Consider the following 20565-nt stretch of genomic DNA (forward strand, 5'->3'; position numbering starts at 1 on the left):
CGTGGGTGCTCAGCCCGTCGACCTGTCACCGGACGCCTTGGCCAAGGCGGTCGAAGCCGCCCGGGAGGCGATCGCGCGCGCCGGCGATCTCGAGGCGCTGGCACGCGTCAAGACCGAGCACCTCGGCGACCGCTCGCCGCTGGCGCTGGCCCGGCAGGCGCTCGGCGGCGTCCCCAAGGACGAGCGCGCCGACGCCGGCAAGCGGGTCAACTCCGCGCGGACCGAGACCCAGCGCAGCTACGACGAACGGCTGGCGGTGTTGCGCGCCGAGCGCGATGCGGCGGTGCTGGCCGCCGAGGGCATCGACGTCACGCTGCCGTCGACCCGGCAACCGGTCGGCGCCCGGCACCCGATCACCCAGCTGGCCGAGCACATCGCCGACACCTTCGTCGCGATGGGCTGGGAATTGGCCGAGGGTCCCGAAGTCGAGACGGAACAATTCAACTTCGACGCCCTGAACTTCCCGGCCGACCACCCGGCGCGCAGCGAGCAGGACACGTTCTACATCGCGCCGGACGATTCCCGGCAGCTGCTGCGCACCCACACCTCGCCGGTGCAGGTGCGCACCCTGCTGGCTCACGAGCTGCCGGTGTACATCATCTCCATCGGCCGCACGTTTCGCACCGACGAACTCGACGCCACCCACACGCCCGTCTTCCATCAGGTCGAGGGGCTGGCGGTGGATCGCGGGCTGTCCATGGCGCACCTGCGGGGCACCCTCGACGCGTTCGCCCGCGCGGAGTTCGGCCCCGAGGCCCGCACCCGGATCCGGCCGCACTTCTTCCCGTTCACCGAACCCTCCGCCGAGGTCGACGTCTGGTTCGTCGGCAAGAAGGGCGGCGCGGGCTGGGTCGAATGGGGCGGCTGCGGCATGGTGCACCCGAACGTGTTGCGGGCCGCGGGGATCGACCCCGAGGTGTACTCCGGGTTCGCGTTCGGGATGGGCCTGGAACGCACCCTGCAGTTCCGCAACGGCATCCCCGACATGCGCGACATGGTCGAGGGCGACGTCCGGTTCTCCCTGCCCTTCGGGGTGGGTGCCTGATGCGCATCCCCTACAGCTGGTTGCGGGAGATCGTGGCAGCCGGCGCCCCGGACTGGGACGCCGCCGCCGCCGACCTCGAACAGACGCTGGTGGGCATCGGCCACGAGGTCGAGGAGGTCGTCACGCTCGGCCCCGTCGACGGGCCGCTGACCGTCGGACGGGTGGCCGGCATCGAGGAGCTGACCGGGTTCAAGAAGCCGATCCGCGCTTGCCGGGTGGACGTCGGCGAGTCCGAGCCACGCGATATCGTTTGCGGTGCAACGAATTTCGTCGTCGGCGACCTGGTGGTTGTGGCGCTGCCGGGCACCACGCTGCCCGGCGGGTTCGCCATTACGGCGCGCAAGACCTACGGCCGCGAGTCCGACGGCATGATCTGCTCGGCGGCCGAATTGGGTTTGGGCGCCGACCATTCCGGCATCCTGGTGTTGCCGCCGGGCACCGCCGACCCGGGCGCCGACGGCGCCGCGGTGCTGGGGTTGGACGACGTGGTTTTCCACCTGGCGATCACCCCCGACCGCGGCTACTGCATGTCGGTGCGCGGGCTGGCCCGCGAGATCGCCTGCGCCTACGGCCTCGACTTCGTCGATCCCGCAGACGTGAAGCAGTTGCCCGCCAACGGCGAGGCCTGGCCGTTGACCGTGCAGCCCGAAACCGGTGTCCGCCGGTTCGCCCTGCGCCCGGTGACCGGCATCGACCCCGCCGCCGTGTCGCCCTGGTGGCTGCAGCGGCGGCTGTTGCTGGCCGGCATCCGCGCGGCCTCCCCGGCGGTGGACGTCACCAACTACGTGATGCTCGAGCTCGGCCACCCGATGCACGCGCACGACCGCGACCGCATCTCCGGGGGCCTCGGCGTGCGGTTCGCCCGCCCCGGCGAGACCGTCGTCACCCTCGACGACGTCGAGCGCCGGCTCGATCCGGCCGACGTCCTCATCGTCGACGACCGGGCGACCGCGGCGATCGGCGGCGTGATGGGCGCGGCGAGCACCGAGGTCCGCGCCGATTCCACGAACGTGCTACTGGAGGCCGCCGTGTGGGACCCGGCCGCCGTCTCGCGCACGCAGCGCCGTCTGCACCTGCCCAGCGAGGCGGCCCGGCGCTACGAACGCGGGGTGGACCCGGCGATCTCGGTCGCCGCCCTGGACCGCTGCGCCGCGCTGCTCGTCGACATCGCCGGGGGAGCGGTGTCGGACGAGTTGACCGATTGGCGGGGCGAGCCGCCGACCGACGACTGGTCGCTCCCGCCGATCCGGATCCCCGCCGACCTGCCCGACCGCGTCGCCGGGGTCGCCTACCCGCCGGGTACCGCGGCGCGGCGGCTGGCGCAGATCGGGGCCTCGGTGAGCGATGACGGCGAAACGCTGATCGTGACGCCGCCGAGCTGGCGGCCCGACCTGGTGCAGCCCGCCGATCTCGTCGAGGAGGTGCTGCGCCTGGAGGGGCTGGAAGCCATCCCGTCGGTGCTGCCCGCCGCTCCGGCGGGCCGGGGCCTCACCGCGAGGCAGAAGCGTCGCCGCGCCATCGGCAGATCGCTCGCCCAGTCCGGCTACGTCGAGATCTTGCCGACGCCGTTCCTGCCCGCCGGCGTGTTCGACCTGTGGGGCCTGCCGGCCGACGATCCCCGGCGCTCGACCACCCGGGTGCTCAACCCGCTGGAGGCCGACCGCCCGCACCTCGCGACCACACTGCTGCCCGCGCTGCTGGAAGCGTTGGTGCGCAACGTGTCCCGCGGTCTGGTGGACGTCGCGTTGTACGCGCTGGCGCAGGTTGTGCAACCGACCGAGCAGACCCGCGGCGTCCAGCCGATCCCCGTGCACCGGCGGCCCACCGACGAAGAGGTCGCCATGCTGGACGCCTCGTTGCCCCGGCAACCGCAGCATGTGGCCGTGGTGCTGGCGGGACTGCGGGAGCGGCGCGGCCCGTGGGGTCCCGGCCGCCGGGTCGAAGCCGCCGACGCGTTCGAGGCGGCCCGCATCATCGCCCGCGCCAGCGGGGTCGAGGTGAGCCTGCGGGCGGCCCAGCACCTGCCGTGGCACCCCGGCCGCTGCGCCGAGGTGCTCGTCGGGGAGACGGTCGTCGGCCACGCCGGCCAGCTGCACCCGGCGGTCATCGAGCGCTCCGGACTGCCCAAAGGCGCCTGCGCTGTCGAGCTCGACCTCGACGCGATCCCGATCGTCGAGGCGCTGCCCGCACCCAGGGTGTCGCCCTTCCCGGCCGTCTTCCAGGACGTCAGCCTGGTGGTGCCCGCGCACGTGCCGGCTCAGGCGGTGGCCGACGCCGTCCGGGAGGGCGCCGGTGAGCTGCTGGAAGACCTGCAACTCTTCGACGTCTTCACCGGCCCGCAGGTCGGGGAGGACCGCAAATCGCTGACCTTCGCGCTGCGGTTCCGGGCGCCGGACCGCACCCTGACCGAGGACGACGCCAGCGCGGCCCGCGACGCCGCGGTGCGCCGCGCCGCCGAGGCGGTCGGCGCCGAGTTGCGGGCCTGACCCCCTGGTAATGGATTTGCAAAGCATTGCATAACCATGCAGAATCGGCGGAATGGCCGACGTATTGAGGGTGGCGGTTGCCGGGGCCAGCGGCTATGCGGGCGGTGAGATCCTGCGGCTGCTGCTGGGGCATCCGGCCTACGCCGACGGACGCCTCGTCATCGGGTCGCTGACCGCCGCGACCAGCGCGGGCAGCCCGCTGGGCGAGCACCACCCGCATCTCACGCCGCTGGCGCAGCGGGTGGTCGAGCCCACCGAACCCGCGGTGCTCGCCGGCCACCACGTGGTGTTCCTGGCCCTGCCGCACGGGCACTCGGCCGCGCTGGCCGAACAGCTCGGCCCCGACACCGTGATCATCGACTGCGGCGCCGACTTCCGGCTCACCGACGCCGCCGCCTGGGAGCGGTTCTATGGGTCCCCGCACGCCGGCAGCTGGCCCTACGGGCTGCCGGAGCTGCCGGGCGCGCGGGACCGCCTGCGCGGCGCCCGCCGCATCGCGGTGCCGGGCTGCTACCCGACCGCGGCGCTGCTGGCGCTGCTCCCCGCGGTCGCCGAGGACCTGATCGAGCCCGCCGTCACCGTCGTCGCCGTCAGCGGCACCTCGGGTGCGGGCCGGGCCGCCAAGACCGACCTGCTGGGCTCCGAGGTCATCGGGTCCGCCCGCGCCTACAACATCGCGGGGGCGCATAGGCACACCCCCGAGATCGCCCAGGGCCTGCGGGCGGTCAGCGACCGCGACGTCACCGTGTCGTTCACCCCGGTGCTGATCCCGACGTCGCGCGGCATCCTGGCCACCTGCACCGCGCGCACCCGCGCGCCGCTGTCGCAGCTGCGCGCCGCCTACGAAAAGGCGTACGACGCGGAGCCTTTCGTCTACCTGCTGCCCGAGGGCCAGCTGCCCCGCACCGGCTCGGTGATCGGCAGCAACGCGGCGCACATCGCCGTCGCGGTGGACGAGGCCGCCGAGACGTTCGTGGCCATCGCCGCCATCGACAACCTGGTCAAGGGCACCGGCGGCGCGGCCGTGCAGGCGATGAACTTGGCGCTGGGTTGGCCGGAGGCGCAAGGCCTTTCGGTGGTCGGGGTCGCGCCGTGACCCACACAGCCGAGGCGCGCTTGGTGCGCGAACAGGGCGTCACCGCGCCGGCCGGGTTCCGGGCCGCGGGGATCGCCGCCGGCATCAAGGCGTCGGGCAACCGCGACCTGGCCCTGGTCTTCAACGAGGGACCCGACTACGCGGCCGCCGGCGTGTTCACCCGCAACAAGGTCAAGGCCGCGCCGGTGCTGTGGACCCAGCAGGCGCTGACCACCGGCGCCTTGCGCGCGGTGATCCTCAACTCCGGCGGCGCCAACGCCTGCACCGGCCCGGGCGGCTTCCAGGACACCCATGCCACCGCCGAGGCGGTCGCGGCCGCATTGTCGGACTGGGGAACCGAGACCGGGGCCATCGAGGTCGCGGTGTGCTCCACCGGGCTGATCGGTGACCGGTTGCCGATGGACAAGGTGCTGGCCGGGGTCCGGGCGATCGTGCAGGACATGGCCGGCGGGCTGAGCGGCGGCGACGAGGCCGCGCGCGCGATCATGACCACCGACACCGTGCCGAAACAGGTTGCGCTGCACCACGCCGGCAACTGGACCGTCGGCGGGATGGCCAAGGGCGCCGGCATGCTGGCGCCGTCGCTGGCCACCATGCTCTGCGTGCTCACCACCGACGCGGCCGTCGAGCCGGCCGCGCTCGACCGGGCGCTGCGCCGGGCCACCGCGCGCACCTTCGACCGGCTGGACATCGACGGCAGCTGTTCGACCAACGACACCGTGCTGCTGCTGGCGTCCGGGGCCAGCGAAATCGCCCCGACCCAGGCCGATCTGGACGACGCCGTGCTGCGCGTGTGCGACGACCTGTGCGCGCAGCTGCAGGCCGACGCCGAGGGCGTCACCAAACGCGTCACCGTGACCGTGACCGGGGCCGCCGCCGAGGACGACGCGCTGACCGCCGCGCGGGTGATCGCCCGCGACAGCCTGGTCAAGACCGCGGTCTTCGGGTCCGACCCCAACTGGGGCCGGGTGCTGGCCGCCGTCGGCATGGCGCCGGTGACGCTGGATCCGGATCGAATCACCGTGTCGTTCAATGGATTTGCCGTGTGCGTCGACGGGGTCGGGGCGCCGGGCGCGCGCGAGGTGGACCTGTCCGGCGCCGACATCGACATCACCGTCGACCTGGGGGTGGGCGACGGCACCGCCGCCGTCCGCACCACCGACCTCTCGCACGCCTACGTCGAAGAGAACTCGGCCTACAGCTCATGACGGTCAACACTCACGAGTTGTCCACCGCCGTCAAGGCCCAGGTGCTGGCCGAGGCGCTGCCCTGGCTCAAGCAGCTGTACGGCAAGGTCGTCGTCATCAAGTACGGCGGCAACGCCATGACCGACGACACGCTGCGGCACGCGTTCGCCGCCGACATGGCCTTCCTGCGCAACTGCGGCATCCTGCCCGTCGTCGTGCACGGCGGCGGCCCGCAGATCACCGCCATGCTGCGCCGCCTCGGGATCGAAGGCGACTTCAAGGGCGGATTCCGGGTCACCACACCGGAAGTGCTCGACGTGGCGCGGATGGTGCTGTTCGGCCAGGTGGGCCGCGAACTGGTCAACCTGATCAACGCGCACGGGCCGTACGCCGTCGGCATCACCGGGGAGGACGCGCAGCTGTTCACCGCCGTGCGGCGCAGCGTCACCGTGGACGGAGTGGCCACCGACATCGGGCTGGTGGGCGACGTCGAGCGGGTCAACACCGCCGCGGTGCTGGATCTGATTACGGCGGGCCGCATTCCGGTGGTGTCGACGCTGGCCCCGGACGCCGAGGGTGTGGTGCACAACATCAACGCCGACACCGCGGCGGCGGCCCTCGCGGAGGCCCTGCGCGCCGAAAAGCTGTTGATGCTCACCGACGTCGAGGGCCTCTACACCAGCTGGCCCGATCGCGGTTCGTTGGTCAGCGAGATCGACACGGCCACACTCTCGCAACTGCTCCCCACGCTGGAGGCGGGCATGATCCCCAAGGTCGAGGCGTGCCTGCGGGCCGTCACGGCGGGCGTGCCGAGCGCGCACGTCATCGACGGGCGGGTCGAACACTGTGTGCTGGTGGAGCTTTTCACGGACGCGGGCACCGGCACCAAGGTCGTGAGCGCGTGACTTCGCCGGCGACGATGCGGAACGCAGTGACGGGGAGGAGCGGCGTATTACTGAAGGGGATGTGATGCAGCAGCGCTGGGAAGCCGTGATGATGAACAACTACGGCACCCCGCCGCTGGCATTGGCCAGCGGTGACGGCGCCGTTGTCACCGACGTGGACGGCAACACCTACCTGGATCTGCTCGGGGGCATCGCCGTCAACGTCCTGGGCCATCGCCACCCCGCGGTCATCGACGCCGTCACACACCAGATGGCGACGCTGGGCCACACCTCCAACCTGTACGCGAGCGAACCGGGCGTCGCGCTGGCCGAGGAGCTGGTGAACCTGCTGGGCGCCTCCGACGAAACCGGGGCGCCGACGCGGGTGTTCTTCTGCAATTCGGGGACCGAGGCCAACGAGGTGGCGTTCAAGCTGTCGCGGCTGACCGGACGCACGAAACTGGTTGCGGCGCAAGGCGGTTTCCACGGCCGCACCATGGGCTCGCTGGCGCTGACCGGTCAGCCGAGCAAGCAGGCGCCGTTCGAGCCACTGCCGGGATACGTCACGCACGTGCCCTACGGGGACGCCGACGCGCTGGCCGCCGCGGTCGACGACGCCACCGCCGCGGTCTTCCTCGAGCCGATCATGGGGGAGGGCGGCGTCGTCGTCCCGCCCGAGGGTTACCTGACCGCCGCCCGCGACATCACCTCGCGGCATGGCGCGCTGCTGGTGCTCGACGAGGTGCAGACCGGAATGGGCCGCACCGGAGCCTTTTTCGCCCATCAGCACGAAGGCATCACACCCGACGTCGTCACCATGGCCAAGGGGCTCGGCGGCGGCCTGCCGATCGGCGCCTGCCTGGCCGTCGGGTCGGCCGCCGAGCTGATGACCCCCGGCCTGCACGGCAGCACCTTCGGCGGCAACCCGATCTGCGCGGCTGCGGCGCGGGCGGTGCTGCGGGTGATCGCGGACGAGGACCTGACCCGGCACGCCGAGGTGCTGGGCAAGTCGGTGCGGCACGGCATCGAATCGCTGAATCACCCGCTGGTCGACCACGTCCGCGGCCGTGGGTTGCTGCAGGGCATCGTGCTGACCGCGCCGCGGGCCAAGGAGGCCGAAAGCGCCGCGCGCGCGGCCGGGTTCCTGGTCAACGCCGCCGCGCCCGACGTCATCCGGCTGGCGCCGCCCCTGATCGTCACCGAATCCCAGCTCGACGGCTTCGTCGCGGCCCTGCCGGGCATCCTGGACAGGGCCGCGGCATGACACCGCGCCATTTCCTGCGCGACGACGACCTGTCCCCCCAGGAGCAGGCCGAGGTGCTGCAGCTGGCCGCCGAACTCAAGAAGGACCCGTTCGGCTGGCGCCCGCTGGAGGGGCCGCGCGGCGTCGCGGTGCTCTTCGACAAGAACTCCACCCGCACTCGGTTCTCCTTCGAAGTGGGCATCGCCCAGCTCGGCGGGCACGCCGTCGTCGTCGACGCCCGCAGCACCCAGCTGGGCCGCGACGAGACGCTGGGCGACACCGCGCGGGTGCTGTCCCGCTACGTCGACGCGATCGTGTGGCGGACCTTCGAACAGGGCCGGCTCGAGGCCATGGCCGAGGCGGCGACGGTGCCGGTGGTCAACGCGCTCTCCGACGACTTCCATCCCTGCCAGGTGCTCGCCGACCTGCAGACCATCACCGAACACAAGGGATCGCTCGCGGGACTGCGGATGTCCTACCTCGGCGACGGCGCCAACAACATGGCCCACTCGCTGCTGCTGGGCGGGGTCACCGCCGGCGTGCACGTCACGATCGCCGCGCCGGACGGCTTCGCCCCCGCCCCGGCCTTCGTCGCGGCCGCGACCCAACGCGCCGAATCCACCGGCGCCTCGGTCACCCTCACCGCCGACGCCGACGCAGCCGCGCGCGGCGCCGACGTCCTGGTGACCGACACCTGGACGTCGATGGGGCAGGAGGGCGACGGGCTCGACCGCCTCACACCGTTCCGGCCGTTCCAGGTCACCGAGCGGCTGCTGGACCTCGCCGACCCGGAAGCCATTGTGCTGCATTGCCTTCCGGCCCACCGCGGTGACGAGATCACCGACGCCGTGATGGACGGGCCGGCCAGCGTGGTGTGGGACGAGGCCGAGAACCGGCTGCACGCCCAGAAGGCGCTGCTGGTGTGGCTGCTGGAGCGGGCGCAATGACCCGCTCGAAGGCCACCGCCGAAATCACCCGGGCCGGCCGGCAGGACCGCATCGTCGCGATCCTGTCGTCGGCGTCCATCAGCAGCCAGAGCGAGCTGGCGGCCCGGCTGGCCGACGAGGGCATCGAGGTCACCCAGGCCACGCTGTCACGCGACCTCGAGGAGCTGGGCGCGGTGAAGCTGCGCGGCGCCGACGGCGGCGTCGGGGTCTACATCGTTCCCGAGGACGGCAGCCCGGTGCGCGGGGTGTCCGGCGGCACCGCGCGGCTGTCCCGGCTGCTGAGCGAGCTGCTGGTGTCGGCCGACGCCAGCGCCAACCTTGCGGTGCTGCGCACCCCGCCGGGCGGCGCCAACTATTTGGCCAGCGCGATCGACCGCGCGGCGCTACCGTACGTCGTCGGCACCATCGCCGGTGACGACACCGTCTTCGTGGCCGCCCGAGAGCCGATGACCGGCGCCGAGCTGGCCCGCACCCTGGAAGAGCTCACCTAAAACTAAGGAGATTGGTTCATGTCAGATCGCGTCATCCTGGCGTATTCCGGCGGGCTGGACACGTCGGTCGCGATCAGCTGGATCGGCAAGGAGACCGGCCGCGAGGTGGTGGCCGTGGCGATCGACCTCGGCCAGGGCGGCGAGGACATGGAGGTCGTCCGCCAGCGCGCCCTGGACTGCGGCGCGGTGGAGGCCGTCGTCGTCGACGCCCGGGACGAGTTCGCCGAGGGCTACTGCCTGCCCACCATCCTGAGCAATGCGCTCTACATGGACCGCTACCCGCTGGTGTCGGCCATCAGCCGACCGCTGATCGCCAAGCACCTGGTGGCGGCCGCCCGCGAGCACGGCGGCACCACCGTCGCGCACGGCTGCACCGGCAAGGGCAACGACCAGGTCCGGTTCGAGGTCGGATTCGCTTCGCTGGCACCGGATTTGGAGGTGCTGGCGCCCGTCCGCGACTACGCGTGGACCCGGGAGAAGGCGATCGCGTTCGCCGAGGAGAACGCCATCCCGATCAACGTGACCAAGCGCTCGCCGTTTTCCATCGACCAGAACGTGTGGGGCCGCGCCGTGGAAACCGGCTTCCTGGAACACCTTTGGAACGCGCCCACCAAGGACATCTACGCCTACACCGAAGATCCCACGATCAACTGGAACACACCCGACGAGGTGATCGTCGGGTTCGAGCGCGGGGTCCCGGTGTCCATCGACGGCAAACCGGTGTCGGTGCTGGCCGCCATCGAGGAGCTCAACCGCCGCGCCGGCTGCCAGGGGGTCGGTCGGCTCGACGTGGTCGAGGACCGGCTCGTGGGCATCAAGAGCCGCGAGATCTACGAGGCTCCCGGCGCGATGGTGCTGATCACCGCGCACACCGAGCTCGAGCACGTCACGCTGGAACGCGAACTGGGCCGGTTCAAGCGGCACACCGACCAGCGCTGGGCCGAGCTGGTCTACGACGGACTTTGGTACTCGCCACTGAAGACCGCGCTGGAAGCCTTCGTCGAAAAGACCCAGGAGCACGTCACGGGCGAGATCCGAATGGTGTTGCACGGCGGGCACATCGCCGTCAACGGCCGGCGCAGCGCGCAGTCGCTCTACGACTTCAACCTGGCCACCTACGACGAGGGCGACTCCTTCGACCAGTCGGCCGCCAAGGGCTTCGTCTACGTGCACGGGCTGTCGTCGAAGATCGCGTCCCGGCGGGACCTGGCGGCCGACGAAGCGTGAGCACGCGCGAGGGCTCGCTGTGGGGCGGCCGGTTCGCCGACGGCCCGTCGGACGCGCTGGCCGCCCTGAGCAAGTCCACTCACTTCGACTGGGTGCTGGCCCCCTACGACATCGTCGCCTCGCGCGCCCACACCGTGATCCTGTTCCACGCCGGGCTGCTCACCGAAGAGCAGCGCGACGGGCTGCTGGCCGGGTTGGACAGCCTGGCCGAGGACGTGGCCGACGGCAGCTTCACCCCGCTGGTGACCGACGAGGACGTGCACGCCGCGCTGGAGCGCGGGCTGATCGACCGCGTCGGCCCCGACCTGGGCGGCCGGCTGCGGGCCGGGCGGTCGCGCAACGACCAGGTGGCCACGCTGTTCCGGATGTGGCTGCGCGACGCGGTGCGCCGGGTCGCCGACGCGGCGCTGGAGGTGGTGGCCGCGCTCGCCGCCCAGGCCGCCGCGCACCCGACGGCGATCATGCCGGGCAAGACGCACCTGCAGTCCGCCCAGCCGGTCCTGCTGGCCCACCACCTGCTCGCCCACGCGCACCCGCTGCTGCGCGACGTCGACCGCATCGTGGACTTCGACAAGCGGGCCGCGGTGTCCCCGTACGGCTCCGGGGCGCTGGCCGGCTCGTCGCTGGGGTTGGACCCGGACGCGATCGCCGCCAAGCTGGGTTTTGCGGAGGCCGCGGACAACTCCATCGACGCGACCGCGGCCCGGGATTTCGCCGCCGAGGCCGCGTTCGTGTTCGCGATGATCGCGGTGGACCTGTCGCGGCTGGCCGAGGACATCATCCTGTGGAGCTCGACGGAGTTCGGCTACGTCCGGCTGCACGATTCGTGGTCCACCGGCAGCTCGATCATGCCGCAGAAGAAGAACCCCGACATCGCCGAGCTGGCCCGCGGGAAGTCCGGGCGGCTGATCGGCAACCTGGCCGGGCTGCTGGCGACGCTGAAGGCGCAGCCGCTGGCCTACAACCGTGACCTGCAGGAGGACAAGGAGCCGGTCTTCGACTCGGTGGCCCAGCTGGAGCTGGTGCTGCCGGCGATGGCGGGCCTGGTGGCCAGCCTGACGTTCGACGTCGAGCGGATGGCGGCGCTGGCCCCGGCCGGGTACACGCTGGCCACCGACATCGCCGAATGGCTGGTGCGCCGGGGGGTGCCGTTCCGATCCGCACACGAGGCCGCCGGGGCCGCCGTGCGCGCGGCCGAGGGGCGCGCCGTCGGGCTCGACGAGCTCACCGACGACGAATTGGCCGCCATCAGCCCCGAGCTGACGCCCGAGGTGCGCGAGGTGTTGACGATCGAGGGCTCGGTGTCCTCGCGCGACCGGCGGGGTGGGACCGCCCCCGCCCGGGTCGCCGAGCAGCTCGAAGCCGTCCTGGCCGAGTGTGAGCAGCTCAGAGCGCGGCTCGGCGACGGGGCATGAGATGACGTCGATTTACGCGCCGGTAAATTTGAACCGGACTAGAATTCCCGCTCAAGCGATGCGGCTGAACCTGTCGGGCCAGAACTTCGTCACCAAGGGGTGGGACCAATGAGCGTCGTTGCCGGCGTATTCGGTGCCTTGCCGCCGTATCGCTACTCCCAGCGCGAGCTCACGGACTTCTTCGTCAGCATCCCCGAATTCGAGGGCTACGAGGACATCGTCCGGCAGTTGCACGCCAGCGCCAAGGTCAACAGCCGCCACCTGGTGCTGCCGCTGGAGCGCTATCCCGCGCTGACCGACTTCGGCCAGGCGAACCGCATCTTCATCGAAAACGCCGTCGACCTCGGCTGCGAGGCCCTCTCGGGCGCCCTCGACGAGGCCGGCATGCGGCCGCAGGACCTGGACGTGTTGATCACGACGACGGTCACCGGCCTCGCGGTGCCGTCCCTGGACGCCCGGATCGCCGGGCGGCTGGGCCTGCGCGACGACGTGCGCCGCGTGCCGCTGTTCGGCCTCGGTTGTGTGGCCGGCGCCGCGGGCGTGGCCCGGCTGCACGACTACCTGCGCGGGGCGCCCGACGCCGCCGCGGCCCTGATCTCGGTCGAGCTCTGCTCCCTGACCTATCCGGGATACAAGCCGTCGCTGCCCGGCCTGGTCGGCAGCGCGCTGTTCGCCGACGGGGCGGGCGCGGTGGTCGCCGTCGGCGAGCGGCGCGCGGAAAAGGTGGCCGCGGGCGGGCCCAGCATCCTGGACTCGCGCAGCACGCTCTACCCCGATTCGCTGCGCACCATGGGCTACGACGTCGGCGCGGCCGGGTTCGAGCTGGTCCTGGCCAAGGACCTGGCCGAGGTGGTCGAGGAGCACATTGAGCAGGACGTCACCGGCTTCCTCGGCGCCCACGGGCTGACGACGACCGACATCGGCGCCTGGGTCAGCCATCCCGGCGGCCCGAAGATCATCGACGCCATCAACGCGAGCCTGAGCCTTCCGCCTGACGCGCTTGAACTGACCTGGCGCTCGCTGGGTGAGATCGGCAATCTTTCGTCGGCCTCGGTGCTGCACGTGCTGCGGGACACGCTGGCCAAGCCGCCGCCCAGCGGGAGCCCCGGCCTGATGATCGCGATGGGTCCGGGATTCTGCTCCGAACTCGTGTTGCTGCGCTGGCACTGAACTAAGGCGTTGCTTCCTGTGCCCCCCACACCTTCAGTGCTGTCATGACCGCCGACCCCGAGGAGCTCGTTAAGGCCCTCCGCGCCTCGCTCAAGGAAAACGAGCGGCTGAAGCGCGAGGCCCGCGAATACCTCGCCGCGGCAACCGAACCCGTGGCGGTGGTGGGGATGGGTTGCCGGTACCCGGGTGGGGTGGATTCGCCGGAGGCCCTGTGGCGGATGGTGGCCGAGGGCCGCGATGTGGTCTCGGACTTCCCGGCCGACCGCGGCTGGAACCTGGTTGGCCTGTTCGATCCCGACCCCGACGCGGTGGGCAAGTCCTATGCCCGCTGCGGCGGCTTCCTGGCCGACGTGGCCGACTTCGACGCCGCGTTCTTCGGCATCGCGCCCAGCGAGGCGCTCGCGATGGACCCGCAGCAACGGCTGTTGCTGGAGGTGTCCTGGGAGGCGTTGGAGCGGGCCGGGATTGACCCCGTCACCCTGCGCGGTTCGGCCACCGGCGTGTTCGCCGGCATCTTCCACGGCTCGTACGGCGGCCAGGGCAGGGTGCCGGGCCACCTGGAGCGCTACGGGCTGCGCGGTTCGACGCTGAGCGTGGCATCGGGCCGGGTTGCCTACGAACTGGGCCTGGAGGGCCCGGCCATTTCCGTCGACACGGCCTGCTCGTCGTCGTTGGTGGCCATGCACCTGGCGGCGCGATCGCTGCGGGCCGGCGAGTGCGACCTGGCGCTGGCCGGCGGCGTGACGGTGATGGCCACCCCGGCGATGTTCATCGAGTTCAGCCGGCAGCGTGCGCTGGCCGCCGACGGGCGGTGCAAGGCGTACGCGGGCGCCGCCGACGGCACCGGTTTCTCCGAAGGCGTCGGCGTGCTGGTGCTGGAACGGTTGTCCGACGCGCAGCGGTCGGGGCATACCGTGCTGGCGCTGCTGCGCGGATCCGCGGTCAACCAGGACGGCGCCTCGAACGGGCTGGCGACGCCGAACGGGCCGTCGCAGCAACGGGTGATCCGCGCCGCGCTGGCCGACGCGCGCCTGCGGGCGGCGGACGTGGACCTGGTGGAGGGACACGGGACGGGCACCACCCTCGGGGATCCGATCGAGGCGCAGGCGGTCTTGGCGACGTACGGGCAGGACCGGTCCGAGCCGCTGTGGCTGGGGTCGATCAAGTCCAACATGGGTCACACGTCGGCGGCGGCCGGCGCCGGCGGGGTGATCAAGATAGTGCAGGCGATCCGCCACGGGGTGATGCCCAAGACGTTGCACGTGGATGTGCCTACGCCGCACGTGGATTGGTCGGCGGGGGCGGTGTCGCTACTGACCGAGGCGCGGGACTGGCCGGCGCGGGACCGGCCTCGCCGCGCGGGGGTGTCGTCCTTCGGGATCAGCGGCACCAACGCCCACGTCATCATCGAGCAGCCGCCGCCCGAAAGCCCCGCGCCGGCGGGTGATGACGCCCCCGCGCCGTGGGTGCTGTCGGCCCGATCGGCCGACGCGCTGGCCAACCAGGCGTCCCGGCTGCTGGCCCGGGTGAACGACGACCCGGGTCTGCGGGTGGTCGACGTGGCGTGGTCGTTGGTGTCGACGCGGTCGCGTTTCGAGCACCGCGCGGTGCTGGTGGGCGCCGACCGCGAGCGTCTGGCCGCGGGGCTGGCCGAGGTGGCGGCCGGCGAACCGGGTGCGGGCGCGGCGGTGGGCCGGGCGCAGCCGGTCGGCAAGACGGTGTTCGTGTTCCCGGGGCAGGGGTCGCAGTGGGCCGGCATGGGAGCCGAATTGCTGGACAGCTCGGCCGTTTTCGCCGAACACCTGCAGCGTTGCGAGAAGGCGCTCGCCGAACACGTCGACTGGTCGCTGGTCGACGTGATCCGCGGTGCGCCCGGCGCGCCGGGCTTGGACCGGGTGGACGTGGTGCAGCCGGCGCTGTGGGCGGTGATGGTGTCGCTGGCCGAGTTGTGGCGCTCGGTGGGCGTCCTCCCCGACGCGGTGATCGGTCACTCCCAGGGCGAGATCGCGGCGGCGTATGTGGCCGGCGCCCTCTCGCTGGAGGACGCGGCCCGGGTGGTGGCGCTGCGCAGCCGGCTGCTGGTGGAATTGTCCGGTGCGGGCGGCATGGTGTCGCTGGCATGCGGGCTGGGCCGGGCCGAGGAATTGATCGCCGGATGGGGCGAGCGGTTGAATGTCGCTGCCGTCAACGGGGTTTCGGCGGTGGTGGTGTCCGGTGAGGTGGGCGCCCTCGACGAGTTGATGGTCCGTTGTGAGGCCGACGGCGTGCGCGCCCGCCGCATCGACGTGGACTACGCCTCCCACTCCCGGCACGTGGACGCGATTCGTCCGGCGCTGGCCGAGGCGCTGGCCGGCATCGCGCCGCGAACGTCCTCGGTCGCGTTGTTCTCCACCGTGACCGGCGAACTGCTCGACACCGCCGCCCTGGACGCCGACTACTGGTACCGCAGCATCCGGCAGACCGTCCAGTTCGAGCGCGCCGTGCGCAACGCGTGCGGCGCCGGGTACGGGGTCTTCGTCGAATCCAGCCCGCACCCGGTTCTGCTGGCCGCCGTCGAGGACACCGTGACCGACTGCGGCGCCGGCGCTTTGGTGGTCCCGTCGCTGGGGCGCGACGACGGTTCGCTGCAACGGTTCTGGCTATCGGCGGGCCAGGCCCACGTGGCGGGCGTGCCCGTGGACTGGCGCGCCGCGATCGCCGGTTTGGGCGGCCGTCGCGTCGACCTGCCCACGTACGGCTTTGCGCGGCAGCGCTTCTGGCTGCCGGGCGGCTCCACCGGTTCGGGCGACGTGGCCACCCTGGGCCTGGCCGGCGCCCGGCACGCGCTGGTCGGCGCGGTGGTGCAGCGGCCCGACTCCGGCGGGGTGGTGCTGACCGGCCGGCTGTCGACGGCTGCTCAGCCGTGGCTGGCCGACCACGCGGTCGGCGGCACCGTGTTGTTCCCCGGCGCGGCGTTCGTGGAGCTGGCCATCCGCGCCGGCGACGAGGTCGGATGCGGGGCGATCGAGGAGCTGACGTTGTCGGCCCCGTTGGTGCTGCCGGCGACCGACGGCGTGCAGGTGCAGGTGGTGGTCGGCGCGCCCGCCGCGTCGGGGGAGCGCGAGCTGTCGGTGTATTCGGCGGGCGCGCAATCGGAGTGGGTGCTGCACGCGCACGGCTCGGTGCGCCCGGCGGCGGTCGCGCCGTCCGCCGGCCTGTCGGTGTGGCCGCCGGCGGGGGCGACGCCGGTGGACGTGGCCGACGGCTACGCGCGGCTCGCGGATCGCGGCTACGAGTACGGCCGGTCCTTCCGTGGGCTGCACGCGATGTGGCGGCGGGGGGACGAGATCTTCGCCGACGTCGCCGTGCCGGACGAGGCAGGCGGTCAGGACGGCGGCTTCGGGATACATCCGGTGTTGCTGGACGCGGCGCTGCACGCGATGGGCGTCGCCGCCGAACAAGGGCAAACCGTGTTGCCGTTCTCCTGGCAGGGGGTGTCGCTGCACGCGGGCGGCGCCTCGCGGGCGCGGGTCCGGATAGCGCCGTCCGGCACCGGGGCGGTGTCGGTCGAATTGGCCGACGGGTCCGGGCTGCCGGTGTTGTCGGTGCGATCGCTGGCGATGCGCCCGGTCTCGGCCGGGCAGCTGGCCGCGGCCGCCGCGCCCGCCGAGGGGCTCTTCGAGGTGGCCTGGTCGCCGATACCGTTGAGCGACAAGGGCTCCGACGCCACGCTGTGGGAGCCGGGCGCGCACGGCGCCCACGCGGTCCGGTCCGTGCACGCGGCCACCACCGAGGCGCTCGGCGTCCTGCAGTCGTGGTTGGCCGATCCGGAGTCCGGGACGCTGGCGGTGCAGACCCGCGGGGCGGTCGCGCTCGCCGGTGAGGACGTGGCGGACCTGGCCGGTGCGGCGGTGTGGGGGCTGGTCCGCTCGGCGCAGGCCGAGCAGCCGGGCCGGGTGGTGCTGATCGACTCCGACGGCTCGTTGGACGCCCGCGCCGTGATCGGTTGCGGCGAGCCGCAATTGGTGGTCCGCGCGGGCGTGGCCTACGCGGCCCGGATGCGGCAGGCCCGCGGCGGATCGGTGTTGCGGCTGCCGCCCGGTGACTGGCGGCTGGACGCGGGCGGCGGGGGCACGCTGGAGGACCTGGTGGTGGCCCCGAGCCCGCGGGTGGAACTGGAGGCCGGGCAGGTTCGCGTGGCCGTGGCCGCGGTGGGCGTGAACTTCCGGGATGTGTTGGTGGCCTTGGGCATGTACCCGGGCGGCGGACAGTTGGGGGCCGAGGGCGCCGGCGTGGTCGTCGAGGTCGGTCCGGGCGTCGAGGGCCTGGCGGTCGGCGATGCGGTGATGGGGCTGCTTGGCGTGGTCGGTTCCGAGGCGGTGGTGGACCGGCGATTGGTCACGGCGGTGCCGCAGGGCTGGTCGCTGGTCACGGCCGCGGGTGTCCCGGTGGTGTTTCTCACCGCGCTCTACGGGTTGTCGGTGCTGGCCGGCCTGCGGGCCGGCGAGCGGGTGCTGGTGCACGCCGCCACCGGTGGGGTTGGCATGGCCGCGGTCCAGCTGGCGCGGCACTGGGGCGCGGAGGTGTTCGCGACCGCGAGCCGCGGCAAGTGGGACACCCTGCGCGCCATGGGGTTCGACGACGACCACATCGGCGATTCGCGGACGCTGGACTTCGCGGAGAAGTTCTCGGCGGCCACCGGCGGGGCCGGGGTCGACGTGGTGCTCAACTCGCTGGCCGGTGAGTTCACCGACGCGTCGCTGCGGCTCTTGGCCCCCGGCGGGCGGTTCATCGAGATGGGCAAGACCGACGTCCGCGACCCGCGCGTCGTCGCCGGGGAGCATCGAGGCGCGCGGTACCAGGCCTTCGACCTGCTGGAGGCCGGGCCCGACCGCACCGCGGCGATGCTGGCCCAGATCGTGGAGCTGATGCGCGATGGCGCCGTGACACCGTTGCCGCTCAAAACCTTCGACGTCCGCTGCGCTTCGGCGGCGTACCGGTTCGTCAGCCAGGCCCGGCACATCGGCAAGGTCGCGCTGACCATCCCGTCCGGGCCCGGCGCCGTGCTCAGCGGCTGTGGCGGGCTGGCCGGCGGCAGCGTGGTGATCACCGGCGGCACCGGCATGGCCGGTTCGGCGCTGGCCCGCCACCTCGTCGACCGCTACCGCGTCGGCCACGTGATGCTGGCCAGCCGGGCCGGCGCGGGGGCCGCGGGGGTCGCGGAGCTGGTGGACGAGTTGCGGGAGGCGGGCGCCGAGGTGTCGGTGGTCGCCTGCGACGTCGCGGACCGAGACGCCGTCGCGGCGATGCTGGCCCAGGTTCCGGCGCGGTATCCGCTGCGCGGTGTGGTGCACGCGGCCGGCGTCCTCGACGACGGGCTGATCGCCTCGCTGACCCCGGACCGGGTGGACGCGGTGCTGCGGGCCAAGGTCGACGGGGCCTGGCACCTGCACGAGCTGACCCGGGACCTGGATGTGTCGGCGTTCGTGGTGTTCTCGTCGATGGCCGGCATCGTCGGCACCCCGGGCCAAGCCAACTACGCGGCGGCCAACAGCTTCCTCGACGGCCTGTGCACCCACCGGCGGGCGCACGGGCTCGCGGGCCTGTCGCTGGCCTGGGGCCTGTGGGAGCAGGCGTCGGCGATGACGGCGCACCTCGGCGAGCGCGACAAGGCCAGGATGAGCCGGCTCGGCATCGCGCCACTGTCCACCCAGCAGGCGCTGGAATCCTTCGACGCCGGCATGCTGCTCGAGGCCCCGGTGCTGATGGCCGCCCGCCTGGATCGGATCGCCCTGTCCGACAACGCCGCCGCGCTGCCGCCGCTGCTGAGCGAGCTGGCCACCCGCACCACCCGCCGCGTCGTCGACGACGCCGACGCGACCGCCCTGCTGACCGGTCTCGCCGCGCGCCTGCACGGCCTGACCCCCGAGGCCCGCCACCGCGAGCTGGTCGACCTGGTCCGCGCGAACGCGGCGACCGTGCTGGGCCTGCCCAACCCCGCCGACATCGACCCGGGCCGCGCCTTCGGCGACCTCGGCTTCGATTCGCTCACCGCGGTCGAACTGCGCAACCGGCTGAAAACGGCTACCGGCCTTACCCTTTCGCCCACGCTGATCTTCGACTACCCCACGCCGGCCGCGCTGGCCGGGCACCTCGACGGCCACCTGTCCGCCGACCCGGTTGACGACCAGCCCGACCTGATGGCCCGCTTCACCGACATCACCCGCGAATTGCAGGCGTTGCTCGGCCGGACCGACTGGGACCCATCCGACAGGGCGGCGCTGCGGGCCCGCCTGCAGACTCTGCTCGCGGCCGTGGGCCCCGCCGATCACCTCGACCCCGAGGGCCTTGACGCCGACCTCGACGCCGCCACCGAAAGCCAACTCTTTGCCATCCTCGATGAAGAACTCGGCCGCTGAGACCGCGATGCCGGATACCACGCAGCACGTCGACTACCTGAAACGCCTGACGGCGGATCTCCGTCGGGCGCGGCGACGCGTAGCGGAGCTGGAAGGCAAGCTGTCCGAACCGATCGCGGTGGTGGGCATGGCGTGCCGGTACGCCGGCGGGGTCGATTCGCCGGAGGCGCTGTGGGAGCTGGTGAACGACGGCCGCGACACGGTGTCGGACTTCCCGGCGGATCGCGGCTGGGATGTCGAGGGGCTCTACGACCCGGATCCCGACGCGGCCGGGAAGATGTACACCCGCCAGGGCAGCTTCCTGCGCGACGCCGCGGCCTTCGACGCGGGCTTCTTCGGGGTGGGCCCCAGCGAGGCCCTGGCGATGGATCCCCAGCAGCGGTTGATGCTGGAGATCTCCTGGGAGGCGTTGGAGCGGGCGGGGATTGACCCGCTGGCCTTGCGCGGCTCGGCGACCGGCGTGTTCGCCGGGGTCATCCACGCCGGCTACGGCGGCGAGGTGAAGGGGGAGCTGGAGGGCTACGGGCTGACCGGTTCGACCCTGAGCGTGACCTCGGGGCGGGTGTCGTACGTGCTGGGGCTGGAAGGCCCCGCGGTGTCGATCGATACGGCGTGTTCGTCCTCGCTGGTGGCCATGCATTTGGCGGCACAGTCGCTGCGCTCGGGGGAGTGTGACCTGGCGCTCGCCGGAGGCGTGACGGTGATGGCCACCCCGGCCGCGTTCGTGGAATTCAGCCGGCAACGGGCGCTGGCCCCCGACGGCCGGTGCAAGGTTTACGCCGGCGCCGCGGACGGCACGTCGTGGTCGGAGGGCGCGGGCGTCCTGGTGCTGGAGCGCCTCGCCGACGCGCGACGGCTGGGGCATCCGGTGGTCGCGGTGCTACGCGGTTCGGCGGTCAACCAGGACGGCGCCTCCAACGGGCTGACCGCACCGAACGGGCCGTCCCAGCAGCGGGTGATCCGGGCGGCCCTGGCC

12 protein-coding genes and 1 pseudogene are annotated in these 20565 nt (G+C 72.6%); all 13 read left to right on the forward strand.

The features are described 5' to 3' along the window. Position 1 precedes the first annotated feature (1 nt). Positions 2–1045: a phenylalanine--tRNA ligase subunit alpha gene (gene pheS, locus A5701_RS15015; protein WP_067754869.1), complete on the forward strand. Its 1044-nt coding sequence runs from the start codon at positions 2–4 to the stop codon at positions 1043–1045. Next, the gene (gene pheT, locus A5701_RS15020) at positions 1045–3531 is read left to right on the forward strand and encodes a phenylalanine--tRNA ligase subunit beta (RefSeq protein ID WP_067754871.1); all 2487 of its coding nucleotides are present in this window, start codon (positions 1045–1047) and stop codon (positions 3529–3531) included. Before pheS ends, pheT begins: the two co-directional genes overlap by 1 nt. A gap of 36 nt (positions 3532–3567) precedes the next feature. Further along, positions 3568–4627 (forward strand): annotated as a pseudogene (gene argC / locus A5701_RS15025) (N-acetyl-gamma-glutamyl-phosphate reductase). Next, entirely contained in the window at positions 4624–5835 is a 1212-nt protein-coding gene (gene argJ / locus A5701_RS15030; protein ID WP_067754877.1) for a bifunctional glutamate N-acetyltransferase/amino-acid acetyltransferase ArgJ, read from the forward strand. The pseudogene argC and the gene argJ overlap by 4 nt, the downstream one beginning before the upstream one ends. Further along, positions 5832–6719 carry an acetylglutamate kinase gene (gene argB / locus A5701_RS15035; RefSeq protein ID WP_067754887.1) on the forward strand — a complete coding sequence of 296 codons (888 nt, stop codon included), beginning with the start codon at positions 5832–5834 and terminating at the stop codon, positions 6717–6719. The genes argJ and argB overlap by 4 nt, the downstream gene beginning before the upstream one ends. A 64-nt stretch (positions 6720–6783) precedes the next feature. Further along, positions 6784–7962 (forward strand): acetylornithine transaminase, encoded by a 1179-nt coding sequence (locus tag A5701_RS15040; RefSeq protein WP_082969759.1) that lies wholly within the window; start codon positions 6784–6786, stop codon positions 7960–7962. Beyond that, complete coding sequence (argF, locus tag A5701_RS15045) at positions 7959–8888, forward strand: ornithine carbamoyltransferase (protein WP_067754893.1); 930 nt, start codon at positions 7959–7961, stop codon at positions 8886–8888. The genes A5701_RS15040 and argF overlap by 4 nt, the downstream gene beginning before the upstream one ends. Then, positions 8885–9379 (forward strand): arginine repressor, encoded by a 495-nt coding sequence (locus A5701_RS15050; protein WP_067754896.1) that lies wholly within the window; start codon positions 8885–8887, stop codon positions 9377–9379. The genes argF and A5701_RS15050 overlap by 4 nt, the downstream gene beginning before the upstream one ends. 18 nt (positions 9380–9397) lie before the next feature. Continuing rightward, entirely contained in the window at positions 9398–10606 is a 1209-nt protein-coding gene (locus A5701_RS15055; protein ID WP_067754900.1) for an argininosuccinate synthase, read from the forward strand. Beyond that, entirely contained in the window at positions 10603–12021 is a 1419-nt protein-coding gene (argH, locus tag A5701_RS15060) for an argininosuccinate lyase (protein ID WP_067754904.1), read from the forward strand. Before A5701_RS15055 ends, argH begins: the two co-directional genes overlap by 4 nt. Positions 12022–12129: 108 nt before the next feature. Beyond that, on the forward strand, positions 12130–13191 hold the full coding sequence (locus tag A5701_RS15065) for a type III polyketide synthase (protein ID WP_067754907.1): 1062 nt from the start codon (positions 12130–12132) through the stop codon (positions 13189–13191). A gap of 44 nt (positions 13192–13235) precedes the next feature. Further along, a complete protein-coding gene (locus A5701_RS15070; protein ID WP_067754909.1) occupies positions 13236–19589 on the forward strand; it encodes a type I polyketide synthase in 6354 nt (2117 codons plus the stop codon). Positions 19590–19596: 7 nt separating this feature from the next. After that, positions 19597–20565 (forward strand): beta-ketoacyl synthase N-terminal-like domain-containing protein (locus A5701_RS15075; protein ID WP_197504987.1); only part of this gene is annotated, 969 nt, incomplete at its 3' end.

Source organism: Mycobacterium sp. E3305 (genome assembly GCF_001666785.1).
Lineage (GTDB): Bacteria > Actinomycetota > Actinomycetes > Mycobacteriales > Mycobacteriaceae > Mycobacterium.

Coding starts and splice junctions, on each gene's coding strand:
- pheT (WP_067754871.1), top strand. CDS start 1,045: ATGCGCATCCCCTACAGCTGGTTGCGGGAGATCGTGGCAGCCGGCGCC.
- argB (WP_067754887.1), top strand. CDS start 5,832: ATGACGGTCAACACTCACGAGTTGTCCACCGCCGTCAAGGCCCAGGTG.
- A5701_RS15040 (WP_082969759.1), top strand. CDS start 6,784: ATGCAGCAGCGCTGGGAAGCCGTGATGATGAACAACTACGGCACCCCG.
- argF (WP_067754893.1), top strand. CDS start 7,959: ATGACACCGCGCCATTTCCTGCGCGACGACGACCTGTCCCCCCAGGAG.
- A5701_RS15050 (WP_067754896.1), top strand. CDS start 8,885: ATGACCCGCTCGAAGGCCACCGCCGAAATCACCCGGGCCGGCCGGCAG.
- A5701_RS15055 (WP_067754900.1), top strand. CDS start 9,398: ATGTCAGATCGCGTCATCCTGGCGTATTCCGGCGGGCTGGACACGTCG.
- A5701_RS15065 (WP_067754907.1), top strand. CDS start 12,130: ATGAGCGTCGTTGCCGGCGTATTCGGTGCCTTGCCGCCGTATCGCTAC.
- A5701_RS15070 (WP_067754909.1), top strand. CDS start 13,236: ATGACCGCCGACCCCGAGGAGCTCGTTAAGGCCCTCCGCGCCTCGCTC.